This window comes from Sneathiella sp. (assembly GCF_036844445.1).
In the GTDB taxonomy this organism is placed as follows: domain Bacteria; phylum Pseudomonadota; class Alphaproteobacteria; order Sneathiellales; family Sneathiellaceae; genus Sneathiella.
The window spans coordinates 522,991-540,675 of the sequence record NZ_DAIUFV010000002.1 but is presented as its reverse complement, the minus strand read 5'-3'; the positions used below and the strand labels follow the sequence as shown (position 1 = coordinate 540,675).

Genomic DNA, 17,685 nt, shown 5'->3' with positions numbered 1-17,685 from the left:
GAGACCAAATCCGCCGGTCAGGCTGTTGTCGCCATTATGAGGGCGGGACCATAGTTTTAGTATATTGCAATGTCAACACACGTGAAATGATATGGGGAGTTGTCGTCGAGATTGCATCCTCTGCATCCTTCTTTTAGGAAGCGATTAGCTGCTTTTTCAGTCTCCGGCGTTCCACGGAAGACGGAATATTCATAGCATCACGATACTTCGCAACCGTACGGCGCGCAATATCTATCCCCTGAAGTTTCATCAATTCGACAATTTTGTCATCGGACAGAATCCGGTTCGGATCCTCATCATCAATGAGTTGTTTCAGCTTGTGGCGTACCGCGGCGGCCGAGTGAAAGTCGCCGCCGGAGGTTGATCCGATTGCCGAGGTGAAGAAATATTTGAGTTCGAACACCCCGCGCGAAGAGGCGAGATATTTGTTCGACGTCACCCGACTCACGGTGCTTTCATGCATGGAAATCGTTTCGGCGATGGTTTTGAGGTTGAGCGGGCGGAGAAACTCGATCCCTTGCGTGAAGAACATCTCCTGCTCTTCCACCAGTGCGGTAGCGACCTTGAGAATCGTCTGCGCCCTCTGATCAAGCGATTTCACCAGCCAGTTGGCTGAATTCAGGCATTCGGAGAGGAATTCCTTCTCCTCGCGGTTTTTCGATTTTTTGGCTATGACGGAATAATAGCGATTGTTGACGAGGACTTTTGGCAGGGTTTCGCTGTTGAGCTCGACATGCCAGCCGCCATCGGGACGGCGGCGGACGAAGACATCGGGCACCACGGTCTGGGCGACTTCGCCGCCATATTTAAGGCCGGGTTTGGGATCGAGAGCCCGAAGCTCCGCGATCATCTCGGCAAGATCCTCCTGATCGACGCCGCAGACCTCCAGCAGCCCGCGGAGATTGCCGGCCGCCAGCATTTCAAGATTATCCAGAAGCGCCGCCATCGCCGGATCATAGCGGTTCTTCTCCTGCAGTTGCAGGGCGAGACAATCGGCGAGATCGCGGGCGAAGACCCCGGTCGGGTCAAGGCCGCGAAGCTGCGAGAGAACCTCCTCGACGCGGCCCGGCGGGCAGCCGAGGCTTTCGGCAATCTCGCCGATATCTCCGGTGAGGTAGCCGGTTTCGCTCAGCATGTCGGTAAGGAAGGCCGCGATGATCTTGTCCGCCGCGGAGAGGGGGAGAAGATTTACCTGCGCGGCGATATGATCCTGCAGGGAGACATCGGAGCTGAGCGTATTCTCAAGGCTGATATCGGTGCCGGAAAAGGACGCGCTGCCGCTGTTCGCCGCAAGAAAACCGGTAGTGGCGCCGTCGGCATCAAAGGCGCTCTCCGGCGCGTCAGTTGCCGTGTCGTTGGTGTAGATATTGTCAAATTCGGTGTCGGTATCGATGGCGGCATTTTCCGCAAGCGAAAGCGGCACATCCTCGGAGACATGCCATTCTTCAAGGGCCGGGCCGTCGGCATCGATGGCGACATCTGTTCCCTCATCATAGGAGAGATAGTCGTCATCGCCCGCCGTCGCATCCGTGCGCTCGAGAAGCGGGTTCTTCTCAAGCTCCTGTTCCACATATGCCGCAAGGTCCAGATTTGAAAGCTGCAACAGCTTGATCGCCTGCTGCAGCTGTGGCGTCATGACAAGCTGCTGACTTTGTCTTAGGTCAAGTCTGGGCGCTAGAGCCATCTTACTCCTGATCCCGTCAATCTTTGATTGCTAAAGATTGAAGCGATCCCCCAAATAAACGCGTCTCACTCCTTCATCGGATACGATCTCCGACGGGTTGCCTTCCTTTATGACACGGCCTTCGTTAAGAATGTATGCACGGTCAATAATATCAAGCGTTTCGCGGACGTTGTGCTCGGTAATCAGCACGCCGATGCCGCGATCCTTGAGGTGCGAGACGAGGTCGCGGATATCGCCGACGGCTATCGGATCGATGCCGGCGAGCGGCTCGTCAAGCATGATATAGTTAGGCTTGCCGGCGAGCGCCCGGGCAATTTCGACCCGTCGCCGTTCGCCGCCCGAAAGCGCAATCGCCGGTGTCCGCCGCAGATGCGAAATCGAAAATTCCGCCAGCAATCCTTCGAGCATCGCCTCAAGTTGCTCCCGGTCGGGTTCGATCAGTTCCAGCACGGCGCGGATATTCTGCTCGACGGTCATGCCGCGGAAGATCGAGGCCTCCTGCGGCAGATAGCCAATGCCGAGCCGCGCCCGGCGGTACATCGGCAGGTCCGTGACGTCGCGCCCGTCGAGATAGATACTGCCGTAATCGGCGCGCAGCAGGCCGGAGATGATATAAAAGCAGGTGGTCTTGCCGGCGCCGTTGGGGCCGAGTAGGCCGACAGCCTCCCCCCGGTTCACCGTAATGTCGACACCGCGCAGAATAGGACGTTTCTTGAAGGCCTTGCCGATATTCTTCGCCCGCAGACCCGTATTCTCGGCGACCAGCCGAGGGCGGTTTTCGGGGATCTGGGGTCCTGTCGTCATCCGTGTCTCATACTCTACTCGCCGGCTTTGTCGTCAGGAACAAAAATCCCCTTCACACGGCCCTGGTTGCCACTCGTGCTCGCGCCGCCTTCAACCCGGCTCTGGCCGGTGACCAGATCGAGGGTGAGGGTGTCGCCGCGCAACACGTTCTTGCCTTGGGTTAATACCACATTTCCCTGTAAATCAATTTGTTTATTTACGACATCGTAAACGCCCGCATCACCCTGCGCGGTCTCGCGCGGGTTGGAGAAAAAGACGTCGCCATTTGCATCGATCTGGCGGATGTTCGGCGCATCGCCCTGCTTGTTCGCTTCCCGCTCCGAATAATGCACCACCAGCCGCGCGGCGCGCATCCGGATCTCGCCCTGGACGACCTGCACATTGCCCTCGAATATGGCGAGCTGCTTGGCCTGCTGCACTTCAAGGGAATCGGCCGTGATTTCAATCGGCTGGCTGCTGTCACCGGCGCCGCCGATCGCCGATTGCGCCGTTGCGCCGCCAATGCCGAGCGAAATCGACAGCGCAAGCGCGCCAAGCAATGATGTCAGTCCAATAGTCAGCTTCTTCATTCGGGCCTTCCGTAGAGCCGTTCAGGGATTGATGGTGACCTTGACATTGCCGTCAAAGCGTATGTTACCGCTAATCTGATCCGCCGCAAGACGATCCGCCTCGATGGCGCCAAGCGGCCCGTGACCCTGCAGCGGGTTCTGGCTCACAACCGTCTGTTTTTTGAGATCCACCCTCGCCGTGTTGGCGGCAAGCTGGTTGCCGCTGTCACTATAGATATGGATGTCACCGAAGAGATCGAGAATCCCCGTCTCGGTGTCAAGCTCGCCTTCCGGTGCGGTGACGGATATCCAGTCGCCGCTCGGCAGGGTGATATCGGCCTGGATATTCTTCAGCATGACGAGCGATCCGGTCGCCGATTTCTGCGTTGCGGTATCGGCGGTCACGACATACTGCTGCTCGTTGATATCGCTTGCCACATAATGCGGGTTTTTCATCGTCAGCCCGTCATCGGAGATCGTCACATCGGCATAGTCGAGCGTGAAGCCTTCGGGCTGGTCGAGATTGGGCAGGATGAAGGCAAGGCCGATCAGCAGGATCGCAAGGCCAAGCAGGATAAATTTGATGACCGAAACGAAGTGGCTGTAGCGCGCGTTGAACTTCTTTTCCGCCTGACCTGCCGCGTCGAAAAACTTGCGCGCGCCCGACCGCCCCTCGCGCGAGGCGTCGTCCGCATGCTGTAGGTCGGCGGATTTCATGCGCTATATCACCCCGCTTCGCAGGCAGTCGTGAACGCTGATGATGCCGATTGCCGTGCCGTTCTCGACAACAAAGAGGCAGGTTATGCCGTTAAATCCCGTGGAATTCATCTGCGCGAGGGCCTCCCCCGCGAGCGCGTCCGGGCGGATGGTCTGCGGGTTGCGTGTCATCACCTCGCTCACGCTTTTCTCAAGGAGATCGCGGCCCATATGGCGGCGCAGGTCGCCGTCGGTGATGATCCCGACGAGATGACTGTCGCTGTCGAGAATGCCGACGCAGCCGAAACTCTTGCTCGACATCTCAATAAGCGCATCGCTCATCGGCGTCGTATCGCCAACCAGCGGCATGGCATCGCCCGTATGCATCAGATCCACAACCTTGATCAGCGCCGAGCCGAGTTTTCCGCCGGGATGAAAGACACGAAACTGCTCCGCGCTGAAGCCGCGGCGCGAGAGGAGGGCGACGGCGAGGGCATCGCCAAGCGCGAGGCTCGCGGTTGTCGAGGTGGTGGGGGCCAGCCCCATCGGGCAGGCCTCCGGCGCATCGGGCAGCAGAAGCAGCGCATCGGCGCGCCGTCCGAGCGTGCTGTCCGCCTTGCCGACGAGCGCAATCAGCGGGATCTTGAAGCGGCGGGTATAGGCAATGATATCGCTGAGCTCCTTCGTCTCTCCCGAATTGGAGAGGCAGAGGACGACATCGTTTCGCGTGATCATGCCGAGATCGCCGTGGCTTGCCTCGGCGGGATGGACGAACTGCGCGGGCGTGCCGGTAGAGGCAAGGGTCGCCGCGATCTTGTTGCCGATATGGCCGCTCTTTCCCATGCCGCTGACGATCACGCGCCCTTTGGCCTGAAAAATGAAATCCAGCGCTTTGACAAATTCCTCATCAAGGTCGTCGCGGAGGGTCAGAAGCGCCGCCGCCTCCGTTTTCAGAACCTTCCGGGCAACTGCGAGGTCAGGGTCGTCGTCAAGCCCTTGCGTTGCCGCTTCCTTTGAAATTGTCATTAACTGATCCGTCGTCTGCGTGCAGACCTGACGCATGTTCCGCCAGGACGACATCTTATCGCTGAAATCTTATAACTATATAAGAAAACCGCCAACCGTTCACAAGGCCAATAGCGCCGCGGGCGGCCTAGCTGTGCGAGAATATATCAATCTCCGGCCAGCCGTCGAGGTCGAGGCGGGCGCGGGTCGGCAGGAAGTCGAAACAGCGACGCGCAAGATCAGTCCGTCCCTCGCGCGCCAGCATCGCATCGAGCTTCGCCTTGAGCCGGTGCAGATAGAGCACGTCGGAGGCGGCATATTCCTTCTGCGCGTCCGTGAGTTCCGCGGCGCCCCAGTCCGATGACTGCTGCTGCTTGGAGATATCGACGCCGAGAAGCTCCTGGCAGAGATATTTGAGGCTGTGGCGGTCGGTGAAGGTGCGGACGAGCCGGGAGGCGATCTTGGTGCAGTAAACGGGCGCGCAGGTGACACCCAGATAATGCTCGATCACCGCGATATCAAAGCGGCCGAAATGGAATATTTTGAGACGGTCCGGATCGGCGAGCTGGCGGCAGAGATTCGGCGCATTATAGCTTTTGCCGTCGAATTTCACGAGATGCGCATCGCCATTTCCGGAGGACAGCTGGATCAGGCAAAGCCGGTCGCGGTGGGGGATAAGACCCATCGTTTCGCTGTCGATAGCAATCTCGGGTCCGAGGTCAACGTCATCGGGCAGGTCGCCCAGATGCGTATAAATCGTCATTATGATCCTCCGGTACGGCTAGCGCAGTCTGAAGGATAGGAGCATAACCGTAAACATATGCTGAAGATGGTGCCCAGGAGAAGACTCGAACTTCCACTTCCGTACGGAAACTAGCACCTGAAGCTAGCGCGTCTACCAATTCCGCCACCTGGGCAACTCGTCGTTGCCTCTGATATAAAGCGGACGGGCGGATGTCAACTAACTTCGTCGAAAGTTTGAAAGAATTTTGCCGATAGCTCTTGGCGCTGCTCTTTTAAGCGGCTAGATAGTGACAATATCAGGATAAGATCAGGACAATATCAGGACAATGTCGGTACAATAAGGCATTGTCTTTATCGCTGCCGCTGATGAGAGGAAAAGAAGAATGTCGGGTCAATTGATTACCATTTTCGGAGGCTCGGGCTTTATCGGCCGGCATCTGGTTGAGAGGCTTGGGGCGCGGGGATACCAGATCCGCATCGCCGTTCGCGACACGGAAAGCGCCCTGCCGCTGATGACGCAGGGGAATGTCGGCCAGATCGTCGGCTTCCAGACCAATATCCGCAACCAGGAATCGGTGGAGCGCGCCGTTGCGGGCGCCGATATCGTGATCAACCTTGTCGGCATCCTCTTCGAGAAAGGCGCGCAGACATTCGAAGCGGTGCATGTCGAGGCGGCGGCGCGCATCGCCGCAGCCGCCCGCAAGGCCGGCGTGAAGCAGCTTGTTCATATGTCGGCGCTTGGCGTCGCACCGGATCACGCCGCGGCCTATGCGCGCAGCAAGGCGGCAGGCGAGGAGCGCGTCACTTACGAATTCCCGGGGGCGTCGATCATCCGCCCGGCGGTGGTGTTCGGCAATGACGATCAGTTCTTCAACCGTTTCGCCGGCATCTTTGCGCTCGCGCCGGTCTTTCCGCTGGCGGGCGGCGGCAAGTCGAGGATGCAGCCCGTCTGGGTAGAGGATGTCTCGGATGCGATTGTCCGGATTATCGAAACCCCCGAGGCGCAGGGCAAAACCTATGAGCTTGCCGGTCCCGACGTCTTAAGCTTCAAGGAGCTGATGGAGAAGGTGCTGGAGTTCACGCGGCGCAGAACGCTGCTTCTGCCGGTCCCTTACGGGTTGATGAGCGCATTTGCGGCGCTGATGTCCTTCGTGCCCGGCCGCCCGCCGCTCACGCCCGACCAGGTGACGCTTCTGAAGCATGACAATGTGGCGAGCGGCGATTTGCCGGGGCTTGCGGACCTCGGGATTCACGCGTCCTCCATCGATGCGATCGTGCCGGATTATCTGCGGCGCTTCCAGCGCGGCGGCGGCGTGCAGGTGGCTCATCCTTAATAGGTCCAAATCGGACCTATTTTTCGGATTGTTGTAAGGAAAACGATATCGACCTGTGTTATTTGAGCGCTTCGATGAGAATATAAGTCAACTTAATTGACCTATATTTCATTTTTTTCTAGGCATCGCAAAAAAATTACGTTATTCAGGAGTCAATCTTTAGGAAGATTCTGAATGCCTCTTCGCCTGCGCCACATCCGGCAAGAAGAGGGGGAGGATGAACATCTGACAGATTGACCAATTCGCCTGACGTACATGATTCATGTGGAATGCGCCGCTGCGTATTCGGAACGGGATGCCTGATGACGGAAAAAATGCTGAAATTCGTATCGCTCGAAAAAAAAATGCCGAACAAGCGGACGGCGGAAAAACGGCGTCAGGATTTTAACGAAATATACGACGAATTCGATAGCGAGCGGGCGAAGGCGCAGGCCAGCCGCTGCTCGCAATGCGGCATTCCTTTCTGCCAGATCCACTGCCCGGTTCACAACAACATTCCTGACTGGCTGATGATGACGGCGGCCGGCCGGCTTGAAGAAGCCTATGAGGTCAGCCAGGCGACCAATAATTTCCCCGAAATCTGCGGCCGCATCTGCCCGCAGGACCGGCTCTGCGAAGGCTCCTGCGTGATCGAGAAGGGCTTCAGCTCCGTCACCATCGGCGCCGTTGAGAAATACATCACCGACACCGCCTGGGAAAATGGCTGGGTCAAGCCGACCGTCCCGCCGGTTGAGCGGGCGCAGTCCGTCGGCATCATCGGCGCGGGCCCGGGCGGCCTCGCCGCCGCCGATCAGCTCCGCAAGAGCGGCTATCAGGTGCATGTCTATGACCGCTATGACCGCGCCGGCGGGCTGATGATCTATGGCATTCCCGGGTTCAAGCTTGAGAAGGAAGTCGTTGAACGGCGCGCGCGCCTGCTGACCGACAGCGGCGTTACCTTTCACCTGAATTTTGAAGTCGGACGCGATGCAACGCTTGCCGAGCTCCGCGCGCGCCATGACGCGATCGTCATCGCAACGGGCGTCTACAAGTCGCGCGATATCACGGTGCCCGGAAGCGGCCTTGGCGGCATTGTCCCGGCGCTTGAATATCTGACTGCCTCCAACCGCAAGGGGCTTGGCGACAACGTGCCGGCGTTCGAGGACGGCACGCTGAACGCGGCGGGCAAGAATGTCGTCGTCATCGGCGGCGGCGACACGGCGATGGACTGCGTGCGCACCGCCGTGCGGCAGGGCGCGAAATCGGTCAAATGCCTTTACCGGCGCGATCGCAAGAACATGCCCGGATCGCTTCGCGAAGTGGTGAATGCGGAGGAGGAAGGGGTCGAGTTCGTCTGGCTCTCGGCGCCCAAGGCCTTCCTCGGCGATGGCGTCGTTGCGGGCGTGCGCACCATTGATATGCATCTTGGCATTCCCGATTCGACCGGCCGCCAGGTGCCGGTGGAGATCGAGGGGTCGGACCGCGACATTCCGTGTGATCTCGTGATCAAGGCGCTTGGCTTCGATGCGGAGGATATTCCGACGCTGTTCGATGAGCCCGCCCTCGAGGTGACCCGCTGGGGCACCATTTCAGTTGATTTCGAGACGGCGATGACCAATCTCGAAGGAGTGTTCGCCATCGGTGATATTGTCCGCGGCGCCTCTCTCGTCGTCTGGGCCATTCGCGACGGTCGCGATGCTGCAGCTTCCATCCATCAGTATCTGGCAAGCAAGGCGGCGGTTGAACAACAGGTACTGGCGTCCTGACAAAAGGGGTGACGATATGACGAAGAAGATTGAGACACAGTCAACCGACCTCTCGCACGGGGAGGCTTTTGTCAAATCCTGGACGGAGAATGCGGCGCATCTCGCGATGAACGGGATGTATGACCCGGCCGAGGAAAAGGATAACTGCGGCGTCGGGCTGGTGGCGGCGATCGATGGCAAACCCTCGCGCGCGGTCGTTGTTGCAGGTATCGATGCGCTGAAAGCGGTGTGGCACCGCGGCGCGGTGGATGCGGACGGCAAAACCGGCGACGGCTGCGGCATTCATGTTCAAATCCCGCAGAATTTCTTCAAAGAACATATCATGCGCACCGGCCACAACCCGATCGATGGCCGCCTTGCCGTTGGTATGGTGTTTCTGCCGAAGACCAATTTCGAGGCGCAGGAAACCTGCCGCACCATCGTCGAGAGCGAAATTCTTGCCTTCGGCTATTATATCTATGGCTGGCGGCAGGTGCCGGTCGATGCGACGATTATCGGCGAGAAGGCCAACGCGACCCGCCCCGAAATCGAGCAGATCATGATCGCCAATACCCGCGGCGTCGATGATGACGAGTTCGAGCGCGATCTCTATATCATCCGCCGGCGCATCGAGAAGAGCGTGCTCGCCGCGCATATAAGCGGCTTTTACATCTGCACGCTGTCCTGCCGCTCGATCATCTACAAGGGCATGTTCCTCGCCGAGCAGCTTTCGAGTTTTTATCCCGACCTTCTGGATGAGCGATTCGTCTCGAGTTTCGCGATCTATCACCAGCGCTACTCGACCAACACCTTCCCGACCTGGAACCTCGCGCAGCCGTTCCGCATGCTCGCCCATAACGGCGAGATCAACACCATCCGCGGCAACATCAACTGGATGAAGAGCCATGAGATCCGGATGGTTTCGGAGACTTTCGGCGACCGCTCCAACGACGTGAAGCCGATCATTCAGGCCGGCGGCTCGGACAGCGCCGCGCTCGATGCGGTGTTCGAAGTGCTGGTGCGCGCCGGCCGCAGCGCGCCGATGGCGAAAACGCTGCTGATCCCGGAAAGCTGGGGCAACAAGGAGAGCATGCCCGCCAAGCACAAGGCGCTTTACGCCTACTGCAACTCGGTGATGGAGCCGTGGGACGGCCCCGCCGCCATCTGCGCGACCGACGGGCGCTGGGTGATCGCCGGCATGGACCGCAACGGTCTGCGCCCGCTCCGCTATACGCTGACGCAGGATAATATGCTGATCGTCGGCTCCGAGACCGGCATGGTGCCGGTCGATGAGATGCGCATCACGCGCAAGGGCCGCGTCGGCCCGGGCCAGATGATCGGCGTCGATCTGGAAAAAGGCCGTTTCTATTTCGATCGCGATCTGAAAGACAAGCTGGCGAGTTCGCAGCCGTTCGACAAGTGGATCGAGAACACCGTCGATCTTGGCAGCAAGATTGCCGGTGCGCCCGAGACGCGGCGGTTCGACCGTCAGGAACTGCGCCGTCGTCAGCTCACCGAAGGCTGGTCGCTCGAGGATCTTGAACTGATCGTTCAGCCGATGGCCGAGAGCGGCAAGGAAGCCGTCGGCTCGATGGGCGATGACACGCCGCTTGCGGTTCTCTCCAGGCAGTATCGCGGCCTGCATCATTATTTCCGCCAGCGCTTCAGCCAGGTGACGAACCCGCCGATCGACAGCCTGCGCGAGCGCGGCGTCATGACGCTGAAAACCCGCCTCGGCAACCTCAACAACATCCTTGATGAGGACAAGAGCCAGGCGGAGATTCTCGCCCTCGAATCGCCCGTGCTGACAAACGGCGAATTTGAAGCCATGCAGGCCTATATGGGCGACGCGGCGCAGGAGATCGACTGCACTTTCGATGCCGCAGGCGGCCCGGAAGCGCTCTCGAACGCGCTCCGTCATATTCGCAAGGAAGCCGAGAATGCCGTGCGCGGTGGCTGCGCGCATCTGATCCTCAGCGACCTCAATGTCGGACCGGACCGGGTGCCGATCCCGTCAATTCTGGCGGCGGGCGGGGTGCATACGCATCTGGTGAAGGAAGGACTTCGAACCTTTACCTCGATCAACGTGCGCTCGGCCGAATGTCTCGATGTGCAGTATTTCGCGGTGCTGATCGGCGTTGGGGCGACGACGGTCAACGCGTATCTCCTGCAGGAAACGATTATCGACCGCCATGAACGCGGCCTGTTCCCGGGTCTCGATATCCCGACCTGCCTCGCGCGGGCCAAGGAAGCGATCAATCAGGGGCTGCTCAAGATCATGTCCAAGATGGGCATCTCGGTGCTGAGTTCCTATCGCGGCGGCTACAACTTCGAAGCGGTCGGACTGTCGCGCGCGCTGGTCGCGGAGCTCTTCCCGGGTATGCCCTCGCGCATTTCCGGGATCGGCCTCCCCGGTATCCAGCACAAGATGCTGGAGCAGCATGAAAAGGCGTTCCGCAGCGATGTGATCAGCCTGCCGGTTGGCGGTATTTATCGCTACCGCGCCTCGGGCGAAGTGCATTCTTTCGACGGCGAGCTTATTCATATCCTGCAGACGGCGGTCGAGAAGGACAGCTATTCGCTCTACAAGAAATATAGTGAGGGGCTGCGCAACCTGCCGCCGATCAATCTGCGCGACCTGCTCGATTTCAAATCGCCGCGCCAGCCCATCTCGATTGACGAGGTCGAGAGCATCACGGAAATCCGCAAGCGTTTTGTCACCGGCGCGATGAGCCTCGGCGCGCTGAGCCCGGAGGCGCATGAGACCCTCGCCATCGCCATGAACCGGATCGGCGGCAAGTCCGACAGCGGCGAAGGCGGTGAGGATGTCGCGCGCTTCAAACCGCGCGCCAATGGCGATAACGCCAACTCGGCGATCAAGCAGATTGCCTCGGGCCGCTTCGGCGTAACGGCGGAATATCTCAACAACTGCGAAGAGATTGAAATCAAGATCGCACAAGGGGCGAAGCCCGGCGAAGGCGGACAGCTGCCCGGCTTCAAGGTCTCGGAGATGATTGCGAAACTCCGCAACTCGACGCCCGGCGTGACGCTGATCTCGCCGCCGCCGCACCATGACATCTACTCGATCGAGGACCTGGCGCAGCTCATTTATGATCTGAAGCAGATTAATCCCGATGCGCGCGTCTGCGTGAAGCTGGTGGCCGAAGTTGGCATCGGCACGGTCGCGGCCGGCGTTGCAAAAGCCAAGGCCGACGTCATCATGATCTCCGGCAACTCGGGCGGCACTGGCGCCAGCCCGCAGTCCTCGATCAAATATGCCGGCGTACCGTGGGAAATGGGCCTGCCGGAAGTCAACCAGGTGCTCACCCTCAACAAGCTTCGCCACAACGTCCTGTTGCGCGTTGACGGCGGCATGAAGACGGGGCGCGATATCGTCATCAGCGCGATGATGGGCGGTGAGGAATATGGTCTTGGCACCGGCGCGCTGGTGGCACTTGGCTGCATTCTCGTCCGGCAGTGTCATTCCAACACCTGCCCGGTTGGCATCTGCACGCAGGATGAGGAGCTGCGCAAGAAATATGAGGGGAATGCCGACAAGCTCGTCAATCTCTTCAGCTTCCTTGCCGAAGAGGTGCGCGAAATCCTGGCGCAGCTTGGCTACCGCTCGCTGCAGGAGATCATCGGCCACAGCAGCCTGCTGACGCAGGTCAGCCGCGGCTCGTCGCATCTCGATGACCTCGATCTCAACCCGCTGCTCGCCGAAGCCGATGCCGGCGGCAACCCGCGCCACTGCGTCAATGAGGGGCCGATCCCGGTGCCCGAGACGCTGGATGCGCAGATGATCAAGGATGCGGCGAGCGTCTTCACCAAAGGCGGGGAAAAGAAGCAACTCGCCTACACCATCCGCAATACGCATCGGGCAATCGGCACCAAGCTGTCGTCGCAGATCGTCCGCACCTTCGGGATGAAGGGGCTGGAGCCTGGTCATATTACCGTACGCCTCCGCGGCTCGGCCGGTCAGTCGCTCGGCGCCTTTGCCGTGCAGGGGCTGAAGCTCGAAGTCCTTGGCGATGCCAATGACTATTGCGGCAAGGGGCTTTCCGGCGGCACCATCGTCGTTCGGCCGCTGACCTCGAGCCCGCTGAAATGGAACGAGAACGCCATTATCGGCAATACCGTTCTTTACGGTGCAACGTCGGGCTATCTGTTTGCAGCGGGCCAGGCGGGCGAGCGTTTCGCCGTCCGCAACTCCGGCGCGATCTCGGTCGTTGAGGGCTGCGGCACCAATGGCTGCGAATATATGACAGGCGGTACGGTTGCTATTCTGGGACCGGTGGGGGATAACTTCGCCGCCGGCATGACGGGGGGCATGGCGTTCGTTTATGACGTCGACAATTCCCTGCCGCTCCAGATCAACAGCGACACCGTGATCTATCAGCGGCTCGCCTCCCGCCACTGGGAGGAGGTTCTGAAAAAGATGATCATGGATCATGCCGACTATACGCAGTCGCCCTTCGCCGAGTCTCTGCTCGCCAACTGGAGCTGGGAGCGAGAGCATTTCTACCAGATCTGCCCGAAGGAAATGATCAACAAGCTGGCCGAGCCGCTCTCCGATGCACCGGTACAGCAAACGGCTTGAGAGCACGTCTGACGCAAGGCGCCGGGGAAGAAATTCCCCGGCGTTTTTTTGATATCGGCAGAAATTTCCGCATTTGCGCGCGCGCTCCGTCTTCACGGCAGGGAAAGCGCGCCGAATACTTGCGCTGCGCCTTCGCTTCGGTTGGTACGGCTTTTGCTTCTCCAATAGCAAAAGCCGACGTCATCAGGAGACGCAGACATGACACAATCGACAAATTTTGCCGCCCCGCTGCCCGGGCATTCTTCTTCCTTCCCTGATCCGATCATCAACCCGGACGATGTGAAATGGGCCGCGCGCCGCTACATCCTGATTTACGGCGAGGCGGCGCCGGAGGTCGCGCAAAGTCAGGTGGCGCGCCTTGACGGAGAGGGAAAGATCCGTGTTGCCGAGATGTTCGAGCGGGTGCGGCGCGAGTGCGCGCGGCTCTTGAAGCAAAGCGAGACTCTCATGATCAGCCCGATTAACTAGGCATTTTAAGAGAATTTATCAAAATCCTTCAAACACCCTATTCTCCATTCCGGCCGCATGGGGTAATCTTGCGCCATGCGAACACTTTATCATTTCTGGATTTCTCCGGCCTGCCGCAAAGTTCGGCTCGCGATGGCGGAGAAAGGGCTTAAATTCGACCTTAGAATCGAAAAACCGTGGGAGCGAAGAGAGGCATTTCTCGCCCGCAACCCGGCCGGCGAGGTGCCTGTCCTGATCGATGAGAATGATGTCGTTCTCGCAGACGGACAGGCGATCTGCGAATATCTGGAAGAGATATATCCGGACGAGCCGCTGCTCCCCAAGGACGCGGTGGAGCGGGCTGAGACGCGTCGGCTGATCGGCTGGTTCGACCGCAAATTCTATGTCGAGGTGACGGAAAACCTGGTCGAAGAGAAGATCATGAAGCGGCTGACCCGGAGCGGCACGCCGAACACGGCAGCGATCCGCGCGGGCCATCACAACATTCATTATCATCTCGAATATATCACCTATCTGGTGGAGCGCCGCTCGTGGCTTGCGGGCAATGATTTCACCCTTGCCGACATTGCGGCGGCGGCCCAGCTCTCCAGCGTCGACTATCTTGGCGATGTCCCGTGGGAGCAGCATCCGACCGCGAAAATCTGGTACGCCCGCGCCAAATCCCGGCCGAGCTTCCGTCCCATTCTGGCGGACAATCTGCCGGGTATGCCGGCGCCGCCTCATTATGCCGACCTCGACTTCTGAAGGCGCCAATAGCGCGCCGGACCGGGATGAACTCCGAAGGATCGCGGCGGAGGAAGGGTTTGATACCGTCGGCTTTGCCTCCGCCGATTTTGGCGAGCTCCCGGGTCGCCGGCTCGATGAGTTCATTGCCGCAGGCCGCCACGGGGATATGGACTGGATCGTCGAAAAGGCGCACTGGCGGCGTCATCCGCAGGCGCTCTGGCCGGAGGCGCGGTCCGTCATCGTGCTCGGCCTCAACTACGGCCCGGAGGAGAACCCGGCGGCGCATTCAACGGCGGACGATCGCGGCGTCATCTCTGTCTATGCGCAAGGGCGCGACTATCACGATGTGATGAAGAAGAAGCTGAAAAGCATGGCCCGGCGCATCGTTCGTGACTATGGCGGCGATGTGAAGGTTTTTGTCGACACCGCGCCGGTGATGGAGAAGCCGCTCGCCGCCGCCGCCGGGCTTGGCTGGCAGGGCAAGCATACCAATCTCGTCAGCCGCGAGTTCGGCTCCTGGCTCTTCCTTGGCAGCATCTACACGACCCATGAGCTCCCGCCCGACGCGCCGGGGTATGGCGGCTGCGGGAGCTGCTCCGCCTGTCTCGACATTTGCCCGACAGCGGCGTTTCCTGCGCCCTATCAGCTCGATGCACGCCGCTGCATCTCCTACCTGACAATCGAGACGCGCGCGCATATCCCGCGTGAGATGCGGCCGCTGATCGGCAACCGGATCTATGGCTGCGATGACTGCCTCGCCGTCTGCCCGTGGAACAAATATGCGAAGAAGGCGTCGGAAATCAGCCTCGCGCCCCGCCCCGAACTCCGCGCGCCGGAGCTTAGGGCACTCGCCGGGCTCGATGATCCGTCCTTTCGCGAGCTGTTCTCGCGCTCCCCCGTGAAGCGGCTCGGGCGTAACAGATTTCTGCGCAATGTCCTTATCGCCATTGGCAACAGCGGCCGGCCCGACTACCTTTCATGCGTCGCGCCGCTGCTTGAAGACACCTCGCCAATTGTCCGCGTCGCCGCCGTCTGGGCGCTGGGGCGAATCGTCGACGCTTCTCTTTATCAACAATTCCGTGGTAAGCTGCTGGACGGGGAGCGAGATCGCGACGTCCGCGAAGAATGGGACCAGAGTTGTAGTGGGGGTGGACATGAGCAGGCTTGACAGCTTTATCCGGCGCATGAGTGCGCAGCGCGACTGTCTCAATTATGCCGCAGCCATCGTCGGCAGCGCGCCCGGCAGCGTCATCGAACTCGGGCTTGGCAATGGCCGCACCTATGATCACTTGCGCGAGCTGATGCAGGACCGCGATATTTACGTTTTCGATCGCCATGTGAAAGCGCATCCCGATTGCATCCCGGATGCGGAGCATATGATCGTCGGTGATTTCCTCGAAACCGTGCCGGCGGCGCGCTCAAAGATGAAGGCGAAGGCCATTCTCGCCCATTGCGATATCGGCTCGGGCGACAAGGAGGCAAGCGTTCTGCTGGCGCGGCGGCTTGGTGAGAGCCTGCCGTCGCTGCTTGCGTCGGGCGCCGTGATCGTCAGCGACCAGCCTTTTGAGGTCAACGACTGGCAGCCCTGGCCGCTGCCGGGCGGCGTCGCGGAAGGCCGCTACTATCTCTACCGTCAGGTATAATATCAGCGGGCGAGATATCCGCCGTCGATCACGAACTCCGCGCCGGTAACAAACGCCGCTTCATCTGACGCGAGATAGAGGATCATATCGGCAATTTCCCTCGCCTGACCGAGCCGCCCGATGGGCAGCGTTTGCTTCAGCCGCGTCTCTTCCGCCTCGCGTTCACCAACGGCGATCTTGTCGAAACGGCGCATCACCATCGGCGTTTCGATATAGCCGGGATGCACCGAATTGACGCGGACATTATAGCCCTTCTCCGCGCATTCAATGGCGGCGGCTTTGGTGAAGAGCCGGACGCCCCCCTTGCTCGCGCAATAGGCGGTGAGGTTCGTGAGCCCGCTGAAGCCAAGCACCGACGACATGTTGATGATGGATCCGCCGCCGCTCTCCTTCATGCGCGCCACGGCGGCCCTGGTGCCAAGAAAAGTGCCATCCAGATTGATCCGCATCGTCTGCTGCCAGAAGTCATAGGGCATATCGAGCAGCCCCTTGGCGCGGCCGATCCCGGCGGAGTTGACAAGGATGTCGAGCTTTCCAAAGCGATCGACGACCGTTCCGACGACTTGCGCCCACGCGTCCTCGCTCACGACGTCGAGCTCCTGATAAAGAACGTCATGGCCGCCCGCGGTCATTTCTGCGGCGAGCGCGCGCCCCTTTTCGGCGTCAATATCGGCAAGCGCGACTTTGGCGCCTTCCTCCGCAAAGCGGAGGGCCGTCGCCCGCCCGATCCCCGACGCGGCGCCGGTCACCAGCGCCACTTTCCCGCCGAGCCGTCCCTGCCCATCCCCTGCTTTTGCCATGATTTTCTCCCTCGTTTTTGGTTGAGAGAAACTCTGCCGCATGCGCGGGCAGGGGGCAAGCCTTAAGAGCGATCAGCCCTGCGCGGTGAAATCGAAATCAACAATAACCGGCGCGTGATCGGAGGGCTTCTCCCAGTCGCGTGCGGCCATGGCGACCTGCATCGCCTTGAGGTGCGGCTTCAGCGGCGGGGTCACCCAGACATGATCGAGCCGCCGCCCCCGGTTGGAGGCGCGCCAGTCCCGCGCCCGGTAGCTCCACCAGGAATAGAGCGGCTCGGGCTCCGGCGTGAAATGGCGCATCGCATCGACCCAGTCATGGGATTGAAACATCCGCGCCATATGCTCCACTTCGATGGGGGTATGGCTCACCACATTCAGAAGCTGCTTGTGGTTCCACACATCGCTCTCAAGCGGCGCGACATTCAGATCGCCGACGAGGATCATGCGTTTGTCATCGGCGCGCCGCGCGGCGAACCAGTCGCTCATCTCCGTCATGAAGGTGAGCTTGTGGGCGAATTTGTCATTGAGGGTGATATCGGGAATATCGCCGCCGGCCGGAACATAGAAGTTATGCAGCTCGATCCCGTTCTCCAGCGTCGCGGCGAGGTGCCGCTTGTCATCGCGCCCGCACCAGATGCGGGTCTCCGCCGGGGTGATCGGCACGCGGGAGAAGATGGCGACGCCGTTATAGCTCTTCTGCCCGGCGATCAGATAATGCTCAAAGCCGAGTTTCGTGAAGGTTTTCAACGGAAAGTCATTGTCCGAGACCTTGGTCTCCTGCAGACAGAGGATATCGGGCTGGTGTTCCGCGACGAACTGCTCGACATGAGCGAGGCGCGCGCGGACGGAGTTGATGTTCCAGGTGGCTAGTCTCACGTAAATTATCCCCTGTTCACTGGCGGGTTGAAG

At 60.1% G+C, this 17,685-nt stretch carries 15 protein-coding genes and 1 tRNA gene; 7 read left to right on the top strand and 9 right to left on the bottom strand.

All coding sequences use genetic code 11. From position 1 onward, the window contains the following. Positions 1 to 133 precede the first annotated feature (133 nt). The 7 genes from rpoN to V7Z56_RS06010 form a co-directional block, all read right to left on the bottom strand. The gene (gene rpoN, locus V7Z56_RS06040; RefSeq protein ID WP_334128468.1) at positions 134 to 1,684 is read right to left on the bottom strand and encodes an RNA polymerase factor sigma-54; all 1,551 of its coding nucleotides are present in this window, start codon (positions 1,682 to 1,684) and stop codon (positions 134 to 136) included. Between the two features lie 30 nt (positions 1,685 to 1,714). Continuing rightward, complete coding sequence (gene lptB, locus V7Z56_RS06035) at positions 1,715 to 2,488, bottom strand: LPS export ABC transporter ATP-binding protein (protein WP_334128467.1); 774 nt, start codon at positions 2,486 to 2,488, stop codon at positions 1,715 to 1,717. Positions 2,489 to 2,502: 14 nt separating this feature from the next. Beyond that, the gene (gene lptA, locus V7Z56_RS06030; RefSeq protein ID WP_334128466.1) at positions 2,503 to 3,057 is read right to left on the bottom strand and encodes a lipopolysaccharide transport periplasmic protein LptA; all 555 of its coding nucleotides are present in this window, start codon (positions 3,055 to 3,057) and stop codon (positions 2,503 to 2,505) included. Positions 3,058 to 3,078: 21 nt separating this feature from the next. Then, positions 3,079 to 3,753 (bottom strand): LPS export ABC transporter periplasmic protein LptC, encoded by a 675-nt coding sequence (gene lptC, locus V7Z56_RS06025; protein WP_334128465.1) that lies wholly within the window; start codon positions 3,751 to 3,753, stop codon positions 3,079 to 3,081. Between the two features lie 3 nt (positions 3,754 to 3,756). Further along, entirely contained in the window at positions 3,757 to 4,758 is a 1,002-nt protein-coding gene (locus V7Z56_RS06020; protein WP_334128464.1) for a KpsF/GutQ family sugar-phosphate isomerase, read from the bottom strand. Between the two features lie 127 nt (positions 4,759 to 4,885). Then, a complete protein-coding gene (locus V7Z56_RS06015; protein ID WP_334128463.1) occupies positions 4,886 to 5,500 on the bottom strand; it encodes a ribonuclease D in 615 nt (204 codons plus the stop codon). A 67-nt stretch (positions 5,501 to 5,567) separates the two neighbouring features. Continuing rightward, positions 5,568 to 5,654, bottom strand: a tRNA-Leu gene (locus V7Z56_RS06010). A 210-nt stretch (positions 5,655 to 5,864) separates the two neighbouring features. Here V7Z56_RS06010 and V7Z56_RS06005 point away from each other — a divergent pair. The 7 genes from V7Z56_RS06005 to V7Z56_RS05975 all read left to right on the top strand — a co-directional run bounded on the left by V7Z56_RS06005 (position 5,865) and on the right by V7Z56_RS05975 (position 15,976). Then, complete coding sequence (locus V7Z56_RS06005) at positions 5,865 to 6,815, top strand: complex I NDUFA9 subunit family protein (protein ID WP_334128462.1); 951 nt, start codon at positions 5,865 to 5,867, stop codon at positions 6,813 to 6,815. A 302-nt stretch (positions 6,816 to 7,117) separates the two neighbouring features. Further along, entirely contained in the window at positions 7,118 to 8,560 is a 1,443-nt protein-coding gene (locus tag V7Z56_RS06000) for an NAD(P)-dependent oxidoreductase (protein WP_334128461.1), read from the top strand. A 16-nt stretch (positions 8,561 to 8,576) separates the two neighbouring features. Next, positions 8,577 to 13,139, top strand: coding sequence for a glutamate synthase large subunit (gene gltB / locus V7Z56_RS05995; RefSeq protein WP_334128460.1), 4,563 nt, complete (start codon positions 8,577 to 8,579; stop codon positions 13,137 to 13,139). Between the two features lie 198 nt (positions 13,140 to 13,337). After that, positions 13,338 to 13,607 (top strand): hypothetical protein, encoded by a 270-nt coding sequence (locus V7Z56_RS05990; RefSeq protein WP_334128459.1) that lies wholly within the window; start codon positions 13,338 to 13,340, stop codon positions 13,605 to 13,607. 75 nt (positions 13,608 to 13,682) lie between these two features. Then, complete coding sequence (fzlA, locus tag V7Z56_RS05985) at positions 13,683 to 14,351, top strand: FtsZ-binding protein FzlA (RefSeq protein WP_334128458.1); 669 nt, start codon at positions 13,683 to 13,685, stop codon at positions 14,349 to 14,351. Next, complete coding sequence (queG, locus tag V7Z56_RS05980) at positions 14,332 to 15,501, top strand: tRNA epoxyqueuosine(34) reductase QueG (RefSeq protein ID WP_334128457.1); 1,170 nt, start codon at positions 14,332 to 14,334, stop codon at positions 15,499 to 15,501. The genes fzlA and queG overlap by 20 nt, the downstream gene beginning before the upstream one ends. Then, positions 15,488 to 15,976: a class I SAM-dependent methyltransferase gene (locus V7Z56_RS05975; protein WP_334128456.1), complete on the top strand. Its 489-nt coding sequence runs from the start codon at positions 15,488 to 15,490 to the stop codon at positions 15,974 to 15,976. The genes queG and V7Z56_RS05975 overlap by 14 nt, the downstream gene beginning before the upstream one ends. Before the next feature lie 2 nt (positions 15,977 to 15,978). Here the strand turns inward: V7Z56_RS05975 and V7Z56_RS05970 are convergent, their stop codons facing one another. Then, the gene (locus tag V7Z56_RS05970; RefSeq protein ID WP_334128455.1) at positions 15,979 to 16,776 is read right to left on the bottom strand and encodes an SDR family NAD(P)-dependent oxidoreductase; all 798 of its coding nucleotides are present in this window, start codon (positions 16,774 to 16,776) and stop codon (positions 15,979 to 15,981) included. 72 nt (positions 16,777 to 16,848) lie between these two features. Continuing rightward, positions 16,849 to 17,652: an exodeoxyribonuclease III gene (gene xth, locus V7Z56_RS05965; RefSeq protein ID WP_334128454.1), complete on the bottom strand. Its 804-nt coding sequence runs from the start codon at positions 17,650 to 17,652 to the stop codon at positions 16,849 to 16,851. Positions 17,653 to 17,685: the final 33 nt, after the last annotated feature.